Raw genomic sequence first — 20,195 nt, forward strand, 5'->3', positions numbered from 1 at the left:
GCTGTCCGGGCAGACCAAAACGAGGGCGAAATGAGGGAAAGCTAGAATTTAACCACACTGATCCGACTCATATGAAACTGCAAGCCGACCGCGCCGAAGGCGTGAACATCATCAACGCCTACACGGCCGCGTCTGTGTCCGTCAACGGCGAGCCCTACACCACCAGCATCCTGGTGCCGCCGACCGGCCCGGTGATCCCCTGGGACGTGAGCGCCCTGTCGGACCTCACAGAAGCCCATTTCGAGCGCATGGCTGAGGCCCGCCCCGAGCTGATCATCTTCGGCAGTGGCCGCCAGCTGCGTTTCCCACCCCCTGCCCTGCTGCGCCCCTTGATGGCCGCGCGCATCGGGATCGAGACCATGGACACGGCCGCCGCCGCCCGCACCTACAACATCCTGGTGGCCGAGGGCCGTCAGGTGATGGCCGCCTTGCTCATCCATTCGTGATGCGAAAAACGCCCTCCTTGTGGGGGATGTGCCCCGAGTTTCGGGGGGAGGCCAAGAAGCACTTTATAATTGCAGGCTAATCAAGCAGGCTGCTGATCACTACAACATGACACCCGCCCTCAACAAACCTTTGCCGGAATTTGAAGCTGTCGCCACCGGAGGTGTGAAATTCACGCCTCACGCCTTCGTGGGACAGACTGTGGTGCTGTACTTCTACCCGAAGGACCATACACCTGGATGCACCACCGAAGCCATGCAATTCCGTGACAAACACAAGGAATTCGTCAAGGCTGGCGCCGTCGTGTTTGGCGTGTCGCGAGACAACCTCGCCTCGCACGACAAGTTCAAGGAGAACCTTGAATTGCCTTTCGAACTCATTGCCGATACAGAAGAAAAGCTCTGCCACATGTTCGGTGTGGTCAAGAACAAGATCATGTACGGCAAGAAGGTCAAGGGCATCGAGCGCTCCACCTTCCTGATCGGGCCTGACGGCGTGCTGCGCGAGGAGTGGCGCGGCATCAAGGTCGCCGGCCACGTCGACGACGTGCTCAAGGCCGTGAAGGACCTCAAGCAAGAAGCGGCCTGACCGCCTCTCGCCCCAGAACAAGCGCCCCTCGGGGCGCTTTTCTTTTGGCAGGGGCCCACATGCCACCCACCGGGTCGCCCCGAGGGGGACTTGCCCTCATCATGAAAGTTGCTCAGGGAAACCGTGATGCATTCGGCCTGTTGAAGCGCAGCAACAGCACCACATCGCAGGCACGGAGTGTGCATAATCGTTTACATGCATCTGAGCTGTTCTGAACTCAGTCCACTGTCTGACCACCGATCCACCGAGCATCGACCTGATGCCTGTGAGATCGACCAGCCTGAGGCCGCACATTGTCTTGTGCGGCCTTTTTGTTTGTGCCTTCACTCCTGACGGACTTCATCATGCCTCTGCCCAAGCCGCCCACCAAACGCGCTGACATGCTGACCGCTGAAGACTTCGCGTCCCAGCCCAAACCTGTCAAGCAAGCCAAGAGCAACACACGCTCTTCATCGGCCAAAGCAGCCCCCATCAACGTTCAGCCACCCGTGCTGGAGTTGGTGAGACCCGCCCCCGCCGTTGCCGAGCAAGTCACCGCACCCAAACCCGCAAGCACCAAAACGGGGCGAGCGCCTGCCCCCATCGTGGCCGACAAGGCCGATTCGATGCCGGTGGCCACCAAACCCAGCAACGGCGACACCCGATCCCGCGCCAACCCCTCGCCGGGCTCCAGCCCCACACGCCGCCGCCGCGACGTGGGTGGCCCCGCCAAGCTCTTCGTGCTGGACACCAACGTCCTGCTGCACGACCCGATGTCCCTCTTCCGCTTTGAAGAGCACGATATCTACCTGCCCATGATCACGCTGGAAGAGCTGGACGGGCACAAGAAAGGCATGACCGAAGTGGCGCGCAACGCTCGCCAGGTCAGCCGGGATCTGGACCAGTTGGCCGCCGACATGAGCAGCCGCCAGCAGGTTGACCCCGCTTCGGGCATCGACCTGACCAAGACCGGCCACGTCGAGGCCAAGGGCAAGCTGTACTTCCAGACCATGGGCATGGAGGTGCACCTGCCTGCGGGCCTGCCACAAGGCAAGGCCGACAACCAGATTCTGGGTGTCGTGCAGGCCCTGCGCAGCCAGCATCCGGGGCGCGATGTCGTGCTGGTGTCCAAGGACATCAACATGCGCATCAAGGCCCGTGCGCTGGGCCTGATCGCAGAAGACTACTTCAACGACAAGACCCTGGAAGACGGCGACCTGCTGTACACCGGCGTGCTGCCCCTGCCCGCCGATTTCTGGGACCGCCATGCCAAGGGCATGGAGAGCTGGCAGCAAGGCGGCATCACCTACTACCGCGTCAGCGGCCCGATGGTGCCGGTCTTCCTGGTCAACCAGTTCGTGTACCTTGAAAGCCCGGGTGCCACGCCCTGGTACGGCAAGGTCCTCGAGATCACGGGCAAGACAGCCGTGCTCAAGACGCTCAAGGACTACGCCAACCAGAAGCACTCCGTGTGGGGCGTGGCTGCGCGCAACCGCGAACAGAACTTCGCCCTCAACCTGCTGATGGACCCGGAATGCGACTTCGTGACGCTGACGGGCTCGGCCGGTACCGGCAAGACGCTGATGACGCTGGCCGCGGCCTTGTGCCAGGTGCTCGACGAGCGCCGCTACACCGAGATCATCGTCACCCGTGTGACGGTGCCGGTGGGTGAAGACATCGGCTTCCTGCCCGGCACGGAAGAAGAAAAGATGTCGCCCTGGATGGGCGCGCTGGACGACAACCTGGAGGTGCTCGCACGCGGCGACAACAGCGCGGGCGAATGGGGTCGCGCGGCCACCAATGAACTGGTGCGCAGCAAGATCAAGATCAAGAGCATGAACTTCATGCGGGGCCGCACCTTCCTGAACAAGTTCCTGATCATCGACGAGGCGCAGAACCTGACACCCAAGCAGATGAAGACGCTGATCACGCGTGCCGGCCCGGGCACCAAGATCATCTGCCTGGGCAACCTGGCCCAGATCGACACGCCGTACCTGACCGAAGGCAGCTCGGGCCTGACCTACGCGGTGGACAAGTTCAAGGGCTGGCCGCACGGCGGGCACATCACCCTGGCACGTGGCGAGCGTTCACGCCTGGCAGACTTCGCCTCTGAAGTGCTCTGAGCACCACCCAGCTTCATGCTGCACAAGGACCCCATTCGGGGTCCTTTTCCTTTATGGCTTTCAGAAGATGGAAATGCGCGCATTACTTGGCACAAACAGCGAGACAACTTGATCCGGCCCCGACACAAAGCACTTGCAAATCGACAGAATGAAGAAGTAAGCAGCAGTAAGTCTTCATCTTGAACCCGGCCACCACCATCGCAACAACTTCATCAGGCATCAGCACCACCCAGTTTCTGGTCGTGCTGGCCCTCATGTTGATCCTGATGGTTGCCGGCCTGGCAGGGCTGACTCAGCGTCGTTCACGCCGATTGACATCCTGGCACTGGCTGGACCGGCTGTCTGACCTGGTGCTGTCCAAAGACCCCAAGCAGACCGTGCTGCTGCTGCGCTACCTGGTGGGGGCCGCCAACAGCGTGGCAGGGATCGCGGCGCTGAACTACGGCGTATCTGAAAAAGTCATCGAAGCCGATGGCAGCAGTTGGCTGACGGCCACCGCCATTTTTTGCGCACTGGGTTTCTACGCGGTGATGCGCATGGGGTTCAACCAGCGCTTTGCCGACCCGTCCATGGCCGCACCGCAGATCATCTGCGCCGTGCTCTTCCTGGCCTGGGGCTACACCTTGGGCGGGCCGGGCAGCCCCATCGCCCTGCTGCTGTTGTTCGTGTTCCTGATGTTCAGCATCTTCACCTCCACCACACGCACGCTGATCCAGGCTTGCCTGGTTGCGGCCGTGGCGTTCGGGGTGGCCATGACCCACGTGGCGCAATCAACGCCGCAGGTGCCCTACATGGCCAAGCTGCAGCTTGTGTATTTCTGCGTGATGCTGTTCATGCTGGTGAGCGTGTGCGTGCTGGTCTCCCAGTTCAACCGCATGCGGGACAAGTCCACCCGGCGCAAGCAGGAGTTGTCTGAAGCCCTGGCCCGCATTCAGGACCTGGCCACGCGCGACGAACTCACCGGCCTGTTCAACCGCCGGCACATGCTGGAATTGCTCAACAACGAGAAGCACCGCAGCATCCGCAGCGAACGGCGCTTTTGCATCGCCCTGATCGACGTGGACCGTTTCAAGTCGGTCAATGACACGCATGGGCACGGTGTGGGCGACGAGGTGCTGGCCTCCGTGGCGGGCGTGATCACCGGTGGCCTGCGCGAAACCGACGTGGTGGCACGCTGGGGTGGCGAAGAGTTCCTGGTCATGTTCACCGACACCGACTGCCCGACCGCCGAGCTGGTGCTGTCGCGCATCCAGATGATGCTGTCGGCGACGATGGTCAGCCAGGCGGTGCCCAGCTTGCATGTGACGTTCTCGGCCGGGCTGACCCACTACGACGCCGAAGAGATGCTGACACGCACCATCGACCGCGCCGACAGGGGGCTCTACATGGCCAAGGCAGGCGGGCGCAACCGCGTGGTGCGGCTGGAGCCCGGGCAACCCGAGGTCGCCACACCTGCTGCAGCCCCTGCAGGCAAGCCGACGACGATGTCCTCAGTCGCGCTCGAAAACCGCCATGCTTTCGACGTGGGCGGTATGGGGAAACATGTTCACCGCCCCGCCTGAGACGCAGCGGTAGCCCGCCTGGTGCACCAGCAGGCCGGCATCCCGGGCCAGGGTGGCCGGGTTGCAGCTCACGTAGACGATGCGCTTGGGCGGCACCCAGTCTGGCACCAGGGTCGGGTCCTGATGCAGGTCGGCCATGGCCTTGGCCAGGGCAAAAGCGCCTTCACGCGGTGGGTCCACCAGCCACTTGTCGGCGTGGCCATAACTGGCCAGCTCCTGCGGGGTGATCTCGAACAGGTTGCGCGCCACGAAGCTGGTGTTGGCATCCACCTGGTTGAACTTCGCGTTCTCGCGTGAGCGCGCCACCAGGGCCTCGCTGCCCTCGATGCCCAGCACCTCAAGGGCCTGTGTGGCCAGCGGCAAGGTGAAGTTGCCCAGGCCGCAGAACCAGTCGATCACGCGCTCGGTGGGCTGCACGTCCAGCAGGCGCAGCGCCCGGCCCACCAGCACCTGGTTGATGGCGTGGTTGACCTGGGTGAAGTCGGTCGGCTTGAATGGCATGGTGATGCCGAATTCAGGCAGGGTGTAGTCCAGCGACGGCAGGGATTCGTCCAGCGGGTGCACGGTGTCCGGCCCCTTGGGCTGCAGCCACCACGAAATAGTGTGCTTGCCGCCATCGTGGGCGCTGTGCTCGATGGCAAAGTCCTTCAGGCGCTGCGCGTCGGCCGCGCTGAGTGCGTTCAGATGGCGCAGCACCAGCACGGTCACCTGGGTGCCGATGGCCACTTCGATCTGCGGCAGGCTTTCGCGCTGGTCCATGCCCATGATCAGCGCGCGCAAGGGCATCAGCAGGCGGCTCATGTGGGGTGGCAGGATCTCGCAGGTCTGCATGTCGGCCACATAGCGCGACTTGCGCTCGTGGAAGCCCACCAGCACGGTGTTCTTCTTGGCCACGTAGCGCACGGACAGGCGGGCGCGGTAGCGATAGCCCCAGGTCGGCCCCTCGATGGGGCGCAGCAGCATCTCGGGCTTGACCTTGCCCAGGTGCCAGAGGTTGTCCTCCAGCACGCGTTGTTTGACGGCCACCTGGGCGCTGGGGTGGAAATGCTGCATCTTGCAGCCACCGCACAGGCCGAAGTAGGTGCACTTGGGCTTGACGCGCTGCGAGCTTTCGCTGCGCAACTCGGTCATGGTGCCCTGCTCCCAGTTGTTCTTCTTGCGCGACACGGTGACGCGCACCTCTTCGCCAGGCAGGGCATCTTCGACGAACACCACCTTGCCGTTGGCGCGGTGAGCAACGCCCTGGGCTTCCAGATCCAGGGATTCGACCTTCAACCACTCCAGGTGGGCAGGCACGGAGATGTCAGCGGGTGTCGCCACGGCTTCAGCGGGGGCGGCAGAAACAGAAACGGGGGATGAATCACTCATCCCCCGATTGTCTCAGGACTGGAGGGCTCCCCGGCCGGGCGGGGCCCCTCACCTGTGCGGTTCAGCCGTGCGGTTCAGCAGTGAAGCCTCATCGGCTGGGCAATTGTTTGGCCGGGTCGATCGGCTTGCCTTGCTTGCGAATCTCGAAGTGCAGCTGGACGCGATCGGTGTCGGTCGAGCCCATTTCGGCAATTTTCTGGCCCTTGCGCACAGCCTGGTCTTCCTTGACCAGCAGCGTCTGGTTGTGGGCGTAGGCGGTCAGGTACTCGCCGTTGTGCTTGATGATGATGAGGTTGCCATAACCGCGCAGGCCGGAGCCGGCGTACACGACACGGCCGTCAGCAGCTGCCAGCACGGGGTCGCCCGTCTTGCCACCAATGGCCAGGCCCTTGCGCTTGCCCTCTTCGAAATTGCCGATGGTCGGGCCATTGGCAGGCCAGGCCCATGCGGGTTCGTCCGCATCCTTGCTGCTGTCCTTGGCGGCCTCCTTGCCTGTGTCCTTGGCCTCGGCGGCACTGGCTGCACCACCCGAGGATGCCGCGCTGGCTGCACCGCTGGCGGCACTGGCCGAACCCGCAGCAGCGCCGGATGCGCCCTTGGCCGGGCCGCCCTTGCTGTCCAGCGCGCGGCTTTCAATCTTGGGGCTGGTGACGGGTTTGGCCGAGGCAATGGCCGAAGAACCCGCCGCACCGGCGTCTGCCGTGGGTGGCACAACGCGCAGGACCTGCCCGACCTCGATCAGGTTGGGGTTGTCCAGATTGTTCCAGGACGCCAGATCACGCCAGTTCTGGCCGGCATCCAGCGAGATGCGGATCAAGGTGTCGCCAGGCTTGACGGTGTAATAGCCGGGCTTGCCTGCGTTCTCGGCGCCGGGCAGCACGCGTGGTGCGGTGGTCGCCGCAGACGAGCCTGGCGCACCCGTGCGCGAACGGTCTTCGACCGGCGCATGGTGACCTGGCGAAGCGCAGCCAGCCAAAATGAGCAACAACGCCGCCGAAGCAGCCAACCTGATAGTGGAAGTCATGTGCATGAGGACACTCGATCGGGCCTGGGTGCACGGATGCACCAGCCCAATAACGTCATGTGGTGCCTGATTTTAGAGGGACGAACAGGACCGCACCGGCGCGACTGTGTTGCAAGCTGCCATCCAGCAAGCGGTCCAGAATGGTCAGCACCTGCGTGCCGCCACGTGCTTCTTCAAGCGGGGCCACCAGGCGACCGCCTGGAGCCAATTGATCAATCCAGGCCTGCGGCAGCGCCGATCCACCTGCTGCAGCAATGATGGTGTCGTAAGGCGCCAGTGGTGCATGGCCAATCATGCCGTCACCATACACCAAACGCACGTCGGGCCATTCGGGCAGGTGCTGGCGCAGCGTATCCAGGTTGGTTCGGGCCTTCAAATGCAGATCGCGCAGGCGCTCGATGGACACCACGCGGCGCGACAGGTGCCCCAGCAACGCCGCCTGGTAACCGCAGCCACTGCCGATCTCCAGGCACACGCCCAGCGGTCTGTGCGGAACGCCCTCGGCCGCGGCCGGCACCCCAGGGCGCACGCACAGCAGCTGCATCATGGCCGCCACCACGGAGGGCTTGGAGATGGTCTGCCCCAGCCCGATGGGCAGGCTGGTGTCCTCATAGGCCTGGTTGACCAGGGCGGTATCGACAAAAAGATGGCGCGGCACCCGTGCAAACGCGTCCAGCACATGGGGATGGCTGATGCCGTCGAGCATCAGGCGCTCGACCATGCGGCGCCGGACATGGATGGAGTCCAGGCCCACCCCTTGCGGCGTGCTGTGGCGACGGCGGTCCTGCTCGGCCTGCTGCAGGTGGGCTTGCGGACGCAGCAAGGTCCGCGTGCCGGCGGGCGGCACGGGCGCGGATCTGGGGCCCGATGACTTGACCGTGGCCACCTGATCCAGCTGCAGCGGAAAGCGGCGCGGCTTGCGATCAGGCTGGCTGGCACTCATCGGGTGGCCACCCATCCTTGCCACGCCGGCAGGCGCTGGTGGTCGGTCATGTCGACCTGCAGCGGGGTGATGGAGACCTGGCCCTGACGTACAGCGTGGAAATCGGTGCCCTCGCCGTCTTCCTTGGCTTCGCCAGCCGGGCCGATCCAGTAGAACATGTCGCCCCGCGGGTTGGCCTGCGGCACGGCGGGGAAGCTGGCGTGCCGGCGGCCCAGGCGGGTGATCGCCCAAGGGGCCTGATCAGCCTGGGCCGAGGCAGGAATGTTGACATTGAGCAGCCAGGGCCGCGAGGCGGGCGCCTGGGCCAGCACGTGCTCGACCACCTGGCGCGCCACGCGTGCGGCCACATCCAGGTGCTGCCAGCCCTTGTCGGTCAAGGAGAACGCGATGGAGGGCACGCCAAACAGGTAGCCCTCGGTGGCGGCGGCCACGGTGCCGGAGTACAAAGTGTCGTCGCCCATGTTGGCGCCGTTGTTGATACCCGACAGTACGAGGTCCGGTTTGGGGATCAAACCGGAGGTCAAGGCCAGGTGCACGCAGTCGGATGGGGTGCCGCTGATGTAGCGGAAGCCATTGGCGGCGGTGTGCAGGCTCAGCGGTTGATGCAGGCTCAGCGCGTTGGACGTGCCGCTGGCATTGCGCTCTGGCGCGAAGACGTCCACATGGCCCAGCCCATTGCAGGCTTCGACCAGCGCGGCAATGCCAGGCGCCAGGTAGCCATCGTCGTTGGCAATCAAAATTCGCATACCTGGATTGTAGAAGCGCAACGCCTTTAATCGTCAAACCGTTTAAGCGGGGGGCCCAGTCGTGACGCACAGCGTTCCGGACCTGATAATCTCCCGGTGTCCGTCCGAAAGGATGACCCCGCCTGGTCCTCGCCGGGGCGGGCGCAACCGCAACCCTGGCAGGCCAACATGGCGGCTTCGGGAGGAGTGCCATGGCCGTCAAGGTATTGATTCTTGAAGACAACCCGGTCGCCCGGGGCTTTCTGTGCCGCGTGGTACGAGAGAGCTTCAGCGACGTCAGCAGCATCACCGAAGCCGGTGATCTGGATGCTGCACGCCATTTGCTGGGTCACGCCGCAGGTGGTCGTGCCGCACCGTCGGATGATCCTTATCAGTTGATCCTGGTTGACCTGGAGTTGCCCGATGGCAGCGGCCTGGAGTTGCTGACCGAGCTGGCCAACTACCCTGCCACCCGCATCGTCACCACCTTGTACTCTGACGATGACCACCTGTTCCCTGCCCTGCAATGCGGCGCCGATGGTTACCTGCTCAAGGAAGACCGCTTCGAGGTGCTGGTGGAGGAGCTGCAGAAGATCGTACGGGGGCAACCACCACTGTCACCGGCCATTGCGCGCCGGCTGCTGACGCATTTCCGCTCCGGGGATGGCATGGGCAATGGTCATGGGCAAGCCCAGGCTCCGCAAGCGGTGGCCCCGGTCGCCGCTGCAGCGCCTGCCGTGCTGGACCACGAAAGGCTGACACCGCGCGAGAGCGAGGTCCTGACGTATCTGAGCAAAGGCTTCACGATCAAGGAAATCGCCTCGCTGATGGGCATCAAGTGGTTCACGGTGAACGACCACATCAAGTCCATCTACAAGAAGCTCAACGTCTCCAGCCGCGCTGAAGCCGCCGTTCTGGCCAGCAAGCAAGGGCTGGTCTGACGTGCCCCCAACGGGCCTGACCTGCCCGGCCACGCTGCAAGACCACCATGGCCACACCCGGATCACACAACACGCTGGGCGAACGCCGGACAGGCTGGCCCAGCCTGGACGAGGTCCTGCAAGGCTCGCATGAATTGCCGCGCTGGATCGGCTGGCGCTTGCGTGCCCTGGTCGGCACCGTGCTGCTGGGTTGCGCGCTGTTTTTCCTGGTGGCGCACTGGCTGTCCACCCAACCTCACCTGCCTTTTGCGCTGAGAGCCACGCCTGAAGGGCTGGTCAAGATCCAGGGCGTGGACTACCCCCCGCTGATGCACCTGGAGGGCCGCGTGCTGGATGGCTTGCGGCTGGATCGCTCCGTCGAAGGGGGGGTGCAGACCCTGGTCGCGCCCATCGAGTTGTTGTCGCTGCAACGCTCGGAGCGCTGGATCATCGACCCGGACCTGCGCCAGCGCCACCTGCAACTGCATCAACGCATGGGCACGCTGCTGCAGGCCGCGTCCGAGCGGAACATGATGGTGAGCCTCGATCTGCTGCATGCGCCAGACGAACCCGTCCTGATCACGCCGACAGGCTGGACTGGGTTGAGCCCGCTGTTCTGGTTGCTGGGGCTCTTGTCCATTGGGGTGTTTGGCGTAGGGGCCGTCGTGCTGCTGGCTGGCCCGCAATGGCGCAATGTCGCCTTTGCCGCCTTGGCACTCAGCCAGAGCGGGCAATTGATGTTCATTGCCATCGAGAACAACCTGGACCTGTTTGCGCCCGCCTGGTTCGTTCAACTGGACATGCAGTTGCGGCTGGTGTTTGACCTGGTCGGGACGGCTGCCCTGGTCCAGATCGCCGTGCTCCACCCGCACAGGATGGCTGGATGGGGCTGGTACGCCGCGCTGGCCTGGCTATCTGCCATAGGGCTGTGGGTGGGCATGAACCATCTGGACACCACCTTGAACTGGTGGGTCGTGCAATCGGGCTGCCTGGGCTTGTCCATCGCAGCGATCAGCCTGATGACGGCGTCGTTTCACATGGAGCCTCACCCCTTCACACTGATGATGCGGCGCCTGGTGGTTGTGGCCGTGCTGACCTGGTTGCTGCTGAGCCTGGCCATCTGGCGTGGCGTGGCGCGCGCCGACATGCAACTGAACATCACGAACTTCGGCGTGTTGACCTGGCAGGTGTTCGCGGCCATGGCGGTGTTGCTGTCGCCGTACCTGTCACGTTCGCGGCCCATCTTGCAGGAGTTCTCGCTGCTGGCGGCCTCCAGCACGATCGCGGCCTCGCTGGACCTGCTGTTCGTGGCGGTGTTCTCGCTGGGTCAGTTCACGTCGATGACCCTGTCGCTGTTCTTCTCGTTCGGGCTGTACCTGATCATCCGCCGCTGGGTGATGACACGCCTGCCAGGCCGCGACTCGCTGACCATGGAGCGCTTGTTCCAGCGCCTCTACCGCATTGCCCGCGAGGTGGAGCGCCAGCCCGACGCCCTGGACGCCTCCCTGATGCGCCTCATGCGTGAGTTGTTCGACCCGCTGGAGGTCGCCCTGGTGCCCGGTGACGTGGGCCACACCTCGCTGCGCGGCAATGGCTCGGTGCTGCTGGTGCCCATTCCAGGCTGGGGCGCGCGCCCCGCCGCGGTCCGACATGTGCTGGTGCTCAAGCATTCGCACAAGGGGCAGCGCCTGTTCACGTCTGAAGACGCCCGGCTGGCCGAGCGGGTGATGGAGCAGCTCTACCGCGCCTTGAGCTTTGACCAGGCGGTGGAGCAAGGCCGCAGCGAAGAGCGCCTGCGCATTGCCCAGGATCTGCACGACGACATCGGCGCGCGACTGCTGACGCTGATGTACCAGGCACCCAATGCCGAGATCGAGGAGTACATCCGCCACACGATCCAGGATCTCAAGACGCTGACGCGCGGGCTGGCCGCACAGTCTCACTTGCTGAGCGAAGCGGCAGGCGAATGGAAGCGCGACCTCAGCCAGCGCCTGGCTGCTGCACGCTGCGATCTGGACTGGCACATGTTCCAGGACACCGACCTCACGCTGACCATGGTGCAGTGGTCGGCCCTCACCCGCATCATGCGTGAACTGGTCAGCAACGCCATCAGCCACGCCAAGGCCAAACGGGTGCAGGTTCAGCTGCGGCTGGAGAACGACCGCCTGACCTTGTCCGTGGAGGACAACGGCGTGGGCCGCGAGCCCGCCACCTGGTCACATGGGCTGGGCCTGGGCGGCGTGCGCAAACGCGTCAAGCAACTGGGCGGCAACGTGCGTTGGCTGGAGGTCGAGCCCAAGGGCATCCGCTGCGAGGTGGTGATCGACTACTTCTCGGGCTCCAGCGGCATGACCGGCACCGGGGCCGGTACGCACCAGGGTGGCACGCACCCTGGCGACAGTCAGTTTTCCCACTAATTTTCCCACTGAGGCGTGTTGCGCAGGACCTCGTCCAGCGTGGTGAGGCCCTCGGCCACCTTCATGACGCCACCCAGGCGCAAGGGGCGCAGCCCATCCTTGGCGGCCTGCTTGCGGATGCGGGCCATGTCCACTTCAGGATGCATGCCCGCACGAATGGCCTCTGATACAGGCAGCAGCTCATACAGGCCCACGCGGCCCTTGAAGCCTGTCATGCGGCAATCCAGGCAGCCCACGGGCTTGTAGGCGTTGATCTTGCCGTTCATGCGCCAGGGCTTGATGGCCTCGGCGAGCGTGGCCGGGTCCAACTGCTCATCGGGTTGTTTGCAGGCCGGGCACAGCGTGCGCACCAGGCGCTGGGCCAGCACGCCGATCACCGTGGCGCTGATCAGGTAGGACGGCACGCCCAGATCGGTCAGGCGGGTGATGGCAGAAGCCGCGTCGTTGGTGTGCAAGGTCGAGAACACCAGGTGGCCGGTCAACGAGGACTGGATGGCCATCTCGGCTGTTTCCAGGTCGCGGATTTCGCCCACCATGATGATGTCCGGGTCCTGGCGCATCAGGGCGCGCACGCCTTCGGCAAAGCCCAGGTCGATGGCCGGCTGCACCTGGGTCTGGTTGAACGAGGGCTCGATCATTTCGATCGGGTCTTCGATGGTGCAGACGTTGACCTCGTCGGTGGCCACGCGCTTGAGCGTGGAGTACAGCGTGGTGGTCTTGCCTGAGCCGGTCGGGCCCGTGACCAGGATGATGCCGTGCGGGCGCGACACCAGCTCTTCCCAGACCTGGGTCTCGGAAGGCGCAAAGCCCAGGGCCTCGAAGGACTTGACGGTGTTGTCCGGGTCGAAGATGCGCATCACCAGCTTTTCGCCAAAGGCGGTGGGCATGGTGGACAGGCGCATTTCAACTTCGTCGCCGCCCGGGTTGCGCGTCTTGATGCGGCCGTCCAGCGGGCGGCGGCGCTCGACCACGTCCATGCGGCCCAGCAGCTTGATGCGCGCGGTCATGGCCTGCATGACCGACAGCGGCACCTGGTAGACGGTGTGCAGCACACCATCGATGCGGAAGCGGATGGCGCCCATCTCCCGACGCGGCTCCAGGTGGATGTCCGATGAGCGCTGGTCAAAGGCGTACTGCCAGAGCCAGTCCACCACCTGGATGATGCCCTGGTCATTGGCGTCCAGCTGGCGGTTGGTCTTGCCCAGCTCCACCAGCTGCTCGAAGTTGTGGGCCACGCTGTCGCCCGTCTTCTTGTTGGCGTCGCGGACGGACTTGGCCAGTGTGTAGAACTCGGTGCGGTAGCGCTGCAGGTCCAGCGGGCTGGCCACCACCAGCTTGATGGTCTTCTTGGTGTGCGCCAGGATCTCGTCGATCCAGCCGACGTCCAGCGGCTCGCAGGTGGCAATGGTGATTTCGTTGAGCCCGAACTGCACCGGCAGGGCCTTGCGGCGCTCGGCGTAGTTGATGGACATGACCTCGGCCACGCGGGCCACATCGACCTTGAGCGGGTCGATGCGCAGGTAGGGCATGCCGATGTGATGGGCCAGCCATTCGGTGAGCGGCTCCAGCTCCAGGGCGGCCCCGGTATCGGCGCGCTTGAGCCCCAGGCCGGCCAGGCGCACCAGCGGGTGCTGGGCACTGTCGCCCGCGCCGAAGCGCTGCGCCACCGATTCGGCATCCTTGAGCGAGAGCACCTTGTCTTCGGTCAGCCAGGTCAACAGCGCGCGCCACTCCAGGGGGCCCTTGTAGGTCACGGGGCGCTTGGTGTGCGGCTTGTGGGCCCCATGCGGGGCACCCGAAGACGAGGCGTGTGCGGTCATGTCTTGCTGGTTGCGGCAGGCGTGAAGGTGGACAGAAGCTTGACCCATTTTCGCGCGGGAAGCGACCACCGGGTCTGTAAAGTTTCGGCACGTTGTGCCAGCACTTCACGCTCAGGCATGTCAAAGCCCTTCCAGGCCAGCACGATGGTGTTGCCTTCGGTGGTGGGCTTGAGCATGGCCACCCGGCCTTCGCCAAAGGCGGCGCTGATGCGCGAGGCGCTGCGCTCGAAGCTGGCGTCGCGCCCGAAGAGGTTGACGGTCATGATGCCGCCGTCGTCGAGCACACGCCAGCAAGCGCGGTAGAAATCCTCGTCATCGAGCACGGGGCTGGCGGCGTCGTGGTCATACAGGTCGACGCACAGGGCATCGGCGCTGACCACGTTGTCATCCTTGTTCACGTACTTGGCCGCATCACCCAGGATGACGTGCAGGCGCTCGTCGTCTTCAGGCAGGTGGAACCAGTTGCGGCACGCGGCAATGACCTGGGGGTTGATCTCGACGGCCGTGGTGGGCAGGCGCAGCACGCTGTGGCAGTACTTGGTGATGGCGGCCGCGCCCAGGCCCAGTTGCAGGCAGCGCGTGTAGGCCAGCTCGGCCGGGTCGCGCAGCAGCATCCAGGCCATCATGCGCTGGATGTAGTCCAGCTCCAGCTTCTGCGGCTGGCGGATGCGCATGGCGCCCTGGATCCAGGGCGTCTCAAGGTGGAGGTATCGAAGGCCACTTTCTTCAGAAATGGTGGCGTCAGGCAGGGGGACAGCTTTGGTGCGTTTCACGCCCGTCAGTGTGGCACAGTCGCCTTCATGGCCCGCCCGCGTTCGCCCAGTCCTGCTGCAACCACTGACTCGCCTGCACCACGGCTGTCGGGCCTGGGGCCGGTCGCGGCACCGGGCGCCAGGTTGCTGGTGCTGGGCAGCTTCCCCAGCGTGGCCTCCTTGCAGGCCCAGCAGTATTACGCGCACCCACGCAACCACTTCTGGCCCATTCTGTCGGCCTTGTGGGGGCTGGAAGGCGCCCAGGCCTTGACCGCCCTGCCCTATGCCGAGCGGCTGCCCATCGTGCAGGCGCATGGCCTGGCCATCTGGGATGTGTACGCCGGCTGCGAACGCCAGGGCAGCCTGGACAGTGCCATTCAGAAGGCCGAACTCAATGATCTGGCCGGCCTGATCCAGCGCATCCCGACGCTGGAGGCGATTGCGCACAACGGGGGCGAATCAGCCCGCCACATGAAGATCACGCAGGCGCTTGGGCTGCCGGTCTACAAACTGCCCTCAACCAGCCCGGCCAATGCGTCCTGGTCTTTCGAGCGCAAGCTGGCGGCGTGGCGCACCGTTTTCGCCACGCACAGATTGGCGTGATCGGTCAACGCTTGACAGCGAAGGTCAAGCCCCCGCGGGCCGGTTTCGAAACAATGGGCCCATGTTGATGGCCGGCACACGCACCCGCGTTGTGACCTGAGCCCGCGCGCTGCTTCAGCCTTTTGAATCGGGTATGCCCATACCCCGATGGCGTCAGCCTGCGCGTCTTTTTTCATGGCATTTGAATGGGCGATACAGGCAGGTTTGGCTATGCGGCGCTGGAATGGCTGGGGTGACGAGAACAACCACTACCCCTTGAGGGAGGCGGGCCTGCAATACATCCGCGGCCTGATCGGCCAGGGGCGTGTGTTACCCGATGCCACGCTGGCGTCGGTGCGCCAGAGCGTGCCCGCCAGCCGCCTGCCGCATCACCCGCTGGTCTCCACAGACCCGGACAGGCGCATCCGGCATGCCCGAGGGCAGAGCCTGCCGGACTGGTACGCCATGCGCTCCGGCCAGTTCGGGCAGTTTCCGGATGGGGTGGCCGAGCCCACCAGCACGGATCAGGTCCGCGAACTGCTGGCCTGGGCGCATGGCATGGGTGTCCAGGTGATTGCTTATGGCGGTGGCACATCCGTGGCAGGGCACATCACGCCGCAGCCCTCGCCTCAGCCCGTGCTCACGATCTCACTGGGACGGATGAACCACATGCTGGCGCTGGATGAGGTCAGCCAGATTGCGCGCTTCGGCGCGGGCACGCCCGGCCCCATGCTGGAGCAGCAACTGGCCGACAAGGGCTATGTGCTGGGCCACTTCCCGCAGTCGTTCGAGCTGTCGACCGTGGGGGGTTGGGTGGCCAGCCGGTCCTCGGGTCAGCAGTCCATCCGGTATGGGCGCATCGAGCAGTTGTTCGCGGGGGGCCGCATCGAGACCTTCAAGGGCACGCTGAACATCCCCACCATCCCGGCCTCGTCTGCCGGGCCGGATCTGCGCGAGATGTTCATGGGCACGGAAGGCCGCATGGGCATCCTCACCGAGGTGGATGTGCGCGTGCAGCGCCTGCCCGAGCACGAGTCCTTCCATGTGGCCTTTGCACCGGATTGGGATGCCGCCTTGCGCATCGTGCGCGAGCTGGTCCAGACCAAGGTGCCGGTGTCCATGCTGCGGCTGTCCAACCCCGAGGAGACACGCACGCACCTGCTGCTGGGCGCCGAAGCCTGGCAGGCCCGGTGGCTGAACCGCTATGCGGCTTTGCGCGGCTGCCCGGATGGCAAATGCATGATCACCTTCGGCGCAACGGGCACGGCGCGGCAAGCCCGGCACGTGCTGGGTGAAGTCAAGCGCGTGGTCCGGCGTGAGGGGGGCTTCTACGGCGGCACTTTCATGGGCCGCAAATGGGCGCATTCGCGTTTTCGCTCGCCGTATCTGCGCCACGGGTTCTGGGAGCACGGCTACTCGATCGACACGCTGGAGACCTGCGTGAACTGGGCCCATGTCAGCGAGGCCATGCACGAGATCGAAGCAGCGGTGCGGGCCCATGCCGGGCCTGGCGAGCAAGCCCATGTGTTCAGCCACCTCTCGCACATGTACACGCAAGGCTCCAGCATCTACACGACCTACTTCTTTCGCAACTCGGACAACTACCCCGAAACGCTGCAGCGCTGGCGCGCCATGAAGCTTGCTGCGTCAGACGCCATCGTGCGCGTCGGCGGCACGATCAGCCACCAGCATGGTGTGGGCCGTGACCATGCGCCCTGGCTTCAGGCCGAGAAGGGCCCATTGGGCATGGCGGCCATCGGGCAGGTGCTGCGCTACTTCGACCCGCAGGAGCAACTCAACAAGGGCTGCCTCGGGCGCTTCCATGACTGATCCACGAGCGAACCCACACCAAGGAGGCACCGCCATGTTGGGTCAAAGAAGGGCGCTGCCGGAGCTGGCGGCGCACGGTGCCTGGGATGCCGTCGTGATCGGCGGCGGCATCACCGGGGCTGGCATCGCGCTGGAAGCGGCGCGCAGAGGGCACAAGGTGCTGCTGCTGGAGCAAAGGGATTTCTCGTGGGGCACGTCCAGCCGCTCATCCAAGATGGTGCACGGCGGGCTGCGCTACATCGCGCAGGGCGACATCCAACTCACGCGGCATGCCTTGCAGGAGCGCGAGCGCCTGCTGGCCGAGTTGCCGGACCTGGTCGTGCGCATGCCTTATGTCTTCCCGATCAGGCAGGGGCGCTTTCCTGGCCGCTGGCCGATGACCTTCATCCTCAAGCTGTACGACGCGCTGGCGGGCATCCGCGATCACCGCTGGATGAGCCGTGACGAAGTCCGGCAAGCCTACCCGGCCCTGAACGATGCGGGCTTGCGCGGCGCCATGCGCTACACCGATGCCCTCACCGACGACAGCCGGTTGGTGATCCGCGTGCTGCAGGAGGCCGCGCTTGAAGGAGCCAGGGCGCGCAATTACACCGAGGTGCTGGACATCAAGGCGCAGGGTGACATGCATGAACTGCTGGTGCAGGACACCAACACCGACAACGGCGCCCGCCTCACGCTGCACGCCCGCCACGTTTTCAACGCCACGGGCCTGTGGGCAGACCGCCTGTCTGGCACGCCACCCGTGGTGCGGCCTCAACGCGGCACGCACTTGTTCGTGGCGGCCTCGCGCCTGCCCGTGCGGGATTGCCTGACCATCCTGCACCCGGATGACCACCGGCCGGTGTTCGTGTTTCCCTGGAAGGGCCAGACCTGCATCGGCACCACCGACATCGACCACCGCGAGGGCCTTCAGGACGAGCCGCACTGCACGCCGGCCGAAATCGACTACCTGCTCAAGGTCGCCAACAGCGAGTTGCCAGCGCTGCACCTGCGCCGCGAAGACGTGCTCGCCACCATGGCCGGTGTGCGCCCCATCATTGCATCCGGCAAGGGCAAGGACCCATCGAAGGAGCGGCGCGACCACCTGGTCTGGCAGGCCAATGGGGTGATTTCGGTGTCGGGCGGCAAGCTCACCACCTTCAGGCAGATTGCCCTGGACGCGCTCAAGGCCGCGGGCCTGATCGACGCGGCCACGCACCGCCAGGCACACCAGGGCCGGCACCTGCGCTGCTTCAGGCACGCCGTGCCCTCACCGCATGGTTTGAATGACCCCGTGCGCGGCACCGCCTCGGGCGGCGTGCTGCAAGCACAGGTCGAGTGGATCCTCACGCACGAGATGGTGGTGCACCTGGATGACCTGCTGCTGCGGCGCCTGCGTCTGGGCGTGCTGTGCGCCGATGCGGGCGAATCGCTGCTGCTCTCGCTCAAGCCCATGTGCCAGCTGTATCTGGGCTGGGATGAGGCGCGCTGGCAATGGGAATGCACACGCTACCGCGCTGTGATCGCCAGCAGCTACCGATGAGGCCCGCCATGCCCCACGCGCAAGACCTGATCCTGTCGATCGATCAAGGCACGCAAAGCGTGCGCGCCATGCTGTTCGACCTGAACGGCCAGTTGGTGGCCAAGTCGCAGCAGCACATCACGCCCTACTTCTCCAATCAACCGAACTGGGCCGAGCAAAACGGCGATTACTTCTGGCACCACCTGGGCCTGGCTTGCCAACACCTGTGGCGCGACTACCCTTTGCTGAAGGAGCGCGTGTCCGCCGTGGCCTTGACTTGCCAGCGTGCCTCCATGATCTGCCTGGACGAGGAGATGAAGCCGCTGCGCCCTGCCACGATCTGGCTGGACTCGCGCCGCACCGATCGCTACCCGGATCTGCCGTGGTGGTTGAAGCTGGGCGTGCGCCTGGTCGGGCAGCAGCACATGATGTACCAGTTGCAGTCCAAGGCCGAGTGCAACTGGCTGGCCTCGGACTTCCCGGAGGTGTGGGCGCGCACGCGCCACTTCGTGCAACTGTCGGCCTACCTCACCCACCGTCTGACCGGCCACCTGCGTGATGCGGTGCCATCGCAAGTGGGCTACGTGCCCTTCGACCACAAGCACCAGCAATGGGCGGCCGACTCCGACCTGAGCTGGCGGGCCTTGCGCGTGACACGAGGCCAGTTGCCAGAACTGGTGCAAGCCTCCGACGCGCTGGGCACGATCTCCGCCACGGCCGCCCGGCAGACCGGCATCCCTCAAGGCCTGACCTTGTATGCCGCAGGCGCAGACAAGGCCTGCGAGGTGCTGGCCTGTGGCGGCATCAGCCCGGACATCGCCTGCATCAGCTATGGGACCACGGCCACCATCAACACGGGCAACACCCGCTATGTGCCGCCCATGCCCTTCCTGCCGGCGTATCCGGCCGCCATCCCGCACGCCTACAACTCTGAAATCATCGTGCAGCGGGGCTACTGGATGGTGAACTGGTTCAAGCGCGAGTTCGCCGCGCAGGAGGTGCGGCTGGCCGAGGAACGCGGCATTGCCCCCGAGGTGCTGTTTGACGCCCTGCTGGACGAATCCCCTGCCGGCGCCATGGGCCTGGTGCTGCAACCGTTCTGGAACCCCGGCGTGAAGTTCCCCGGCCCCGAGGCCAAAGGCGCGGTGATCGGCTTTGGCGATGTGCATACGCGGGCCCATTTGTACCGCGCCATCATCGAGGGCCTGGCCTACGCCCTGCGACACGGCAAGGAGCAACTCGAACACCGCAACCGCGTGCCCATCCACAGCCTGCGGGTGGCCGGCGGCGGTTCGCAAAGCGACCGCATCATGCAGATCACGGCCAATGTCTTTGGCTTGCGCACGGAACGCATTCACACGTTCGAGGCCTCCGGCCTGGGCGCGGCCATCAACGCGGCGGTGGGCGCCGGCCACTACACCACGCATGCCCAGGCCGTGTCAGCCATGTCGCGGCCAGGCCAGGCGTTCGAGCCTGAGTCGGACAAGACCCGCCTTTACGACCGGCTCTACCGCGAGGTCTACAACCGCATGTACGACAGGTTGTCGCCGCTCTACAGGTCGATCCGGCACATCACCAACTACCCCAAGCACTGAGCGAGCAGGCCGCCGCAACCGC

At 65.1% G+C, this 20,195-nt stretch carries 16 protein-coding genes; 10 read left to right on the plus strand and 6 right to left on the minus strand.

Going from position 1 to position 20,195, the window contains the following annotated elements; genetic code table 11:
- The first annotated feature begins 71 nt into the window (after window positions 1–71).
- The 4 genes from HY019_RS01790 (at window position 72) to HY019_RS01805 (ending at window position 4,696) form a co-directional block, all read left to right on the plus strand.
- Complete coding sequence (locus HY019_RS01790; RefSeq protein WP_290687895.1) at window positions 72–446, plus strand: Mth938-like domain-containing protein; 375 nt, start codon at window positions 72–74, stop codon at window positions 444–446.
- 106 nt (window positions 447–552) lie between these two features.
- Window positions 553–1,032 carry a peroxiredoxin gene (locus HY019_RS01795; RefSeq protein WP_035035232.1) on the plus strand — a complete coding sequence of 160 codons (480 nt, stop codon included), beginning with the start codon at window positions 553–555 and terminating at the stop codon, window positions 1,030–1,032.
- Window positions 1,033–1,376: 344 nt separating this feature from the next.
- Window positions 1,377–3,134 carry a PhoH family protein gene (locus HY019_RS01800; protein ID WP_290687898.1) on the plus strand — a complete coding sequence of 586 codons (1,758 nt, stop codon included), beginning with the start codon at window positions 1,377–1,379 and terminating at the stop codon, window positions 3,132–3,134.
- 179 nt (window positions 3,135–3,313) lie between these two features.
- A complete protein-coding gene (locus HY019_RS01805; RefSeq protein ID WP_290687900.1) occupies window positions 3,314–4,696 on the plus strand; it encodes a diguanylate cyclase in 1,383 nt (460 codons plus the stop codon).
- On the opposite strand, the gene rlmD is transcribed toward HY019_RS01805, so the two are convergent.
- From rlmD to surE, 4 genes are all read right to left on the minus strand, one after another.
- Entirely contained in the window at window positions 4,625–6,064 is a 1,440-nt protein-coding gene (gene rlmD, locus HY019_RS01810) for a 23S rRNA (uracil(1939)-C(5))-methyltransferase RlmD (RefSeq protein ID WP_290687902.1), read from the minus strand. The two genes, HY019_RS01805 and rlmD, sit on opposite strands and share 72 nt — an antisense overlap.
- A gap of 88 nt (window positions 6,065–6,152) precedes the next feature.
- Window positions 6,153–7,094: a peptidoglycan DD-metalloendopeptidase family protein gene (locus HY019_RS01815; RefSeq protein WP_290687903.1), complete on the minus strand. Its 942-nt coding sequence runs from the start codon at window positions 7,092–7,094 to the stop codon at window positions 6,153–6,155.
- A 49-nt stretch (window positions 7,095–7,143) separates the two neighbouring features.
- Entirely contained in the window at window positions 7,144–8,031 is an 888-nt protein-coding gene (gene pcm, locus HY019_RS01820; RefSeq protein ID WP_290687905.1) for a protein-L-isoaspartate O-methyltransferase, read from the minus strand.
- Window positions 8,028–8,777 (minus strand): 5'/3'-nucleotidase SurE, encoded by a 750-nt coding sequence (gene surE, locus HY019_RS01825; RefSeq protein ID WP_290687906.1) that lies wholly within the window; start codon window positions 8,775–8,777, stop codon window positions 8,028–8,030. Before surE ends, pcm begins: the two co-directional genes overlap by 4 nt.
- A 191-nt stretch (window positions 8,778–8,968) precedes the next feature.
- On the opposite strand from surE, the gene HY019_RS01830 reads away from it, so the two are divergent.
- Together HY019_RS01830 and HY019_RS01835 are read left to right on the plus strand one after the other, a co-directional pair.
- The gene (locus HY019_RS01830; RefSeq protein ID WP_290687908.1) at window positions 8,969–9,697 is read left to right on the plus strand and encodes a response regulator transcription factor; all 729 of its coding nucleotides are present in this window, start codon (window positions 8,969–8,971) and stop codon (window positions 9,695–9,697) included.
- Window positions 9,698–9,744: 47 nt separating this feature from the next.
- A complete protein-coding gene (locus tag HY019_RS01835; protein WP_290687910.1) occupies window positions 9,745–12,093 on the plus strand; it encodes an ATP-binding protein in 2,349 nt (782 codons plus the stop codon).
- Here HY019_RS01835 and HY019_RS01840 read toward each other — a convergent pair.
- Together HY019_RS01840 and HY019_RS01845 are read right to left on the minus strand one after the other, a co-directional pair.
- Window positions 12,090–13,913: a GspE/PulE family protein gene (locus HY019_RS01840; RefSeq protein WP_290687912.1), complete on the minus strand. Its 1,824-nt coding sequence runs from the start codon at window positions 13,911–13,913 to the stop codon at window positions 12,090–12,092. The genes HY019_RS01835 and HY019_RS01840 overlap by 4 nt on opposite strands.
- Complete coding sequence (locus HY019_RS01845) at window positions 13,910–14,587, minus strand: methyltransferase domain-containing protein (RefSeq protein WP_290687914.1); 678 nt, start codon at window positions 14,585–14,587, stop codon at window positions 13,910–13,912. The genes HY019_RS01840 and HY019_RS01845 overlap by 4 nt, the downstream gene beginning before the upstream one ends.
- A gap of 126 nt (window positions 14,588–14,713) precedes the next feature.
- On the opposite strand from HY019_RS01845, the gene HY019_RS01850 reads away from it, so the two are divergent.
- The 4 genes from HY019_RS01850 to HY019_RS01865 all read left to right on the plus strand — a co-directional run bounded on the left by HY019_RS01850 (window position 14,714) and on the right by HY019_RS01865 (window position 20,173).
- Window positions 14,714–15,268: a DNA-deoxyinosine glycosylase gene (locus HY019_RS01850; RefSeq protein ID WP_290687916.1), complete on the plus strand. Its 555-nt coding sequence runs from the start codon at window positions 14,714–14,716 to the stop codon at window positions 15,266–15,268.
- A gap of 210 nt (window positions 15,269–15,478) precedes the next feature.
- The gene (locus HY019_RS01855; protein ID WP_290687917.1) at window positions 15,479–17,077 is read left to right on the plus strand and encodes an FAD-binding oxidoreductase; all 1,599 of its coding nucleotides are present in this window, start codon (window positions 15,479–15,481) and stop codon (window positions 17,075–17,077) included.
- A 34-nt stretch (window positions 17,078–17,111) separates the two neighbouring features.
- On the plus strand, window positions 17,112–18,599 hold the full coding sequence (locus tag HY019_RS01860; RefSeq protein WP_290687919.1) for a glycerol-3-phosphate dehydrogenase/oxidase: 1,488 nt from the start codon (window positions 17,112–17,114) through the stop codon (window positions 18,597–18,599).
- Between the two features lie 8 nt (window positions 18,600–18,607).
- A complete protein-coding gene (locus HY019_RS01865; protein WP_290687921.1) occupies window positions 18,608–20,173 on the plus strand; it encodes an FGGY-family carbohydrate kinase in 1,566 nt (521 codons plus the stop codon).
- The last annotated feature ends 22 nt before the right edge of the window (window positions 20,174–20,195 follow it).

This window comes from Aquabacterium sp., from assembly GCF_016195855.1.
Lineage (GTDB): Bacteria > Pseudomonadota > Gammaproteobacteria > Burkholderiales > Burkholderiaceae_C > Aquabacterium.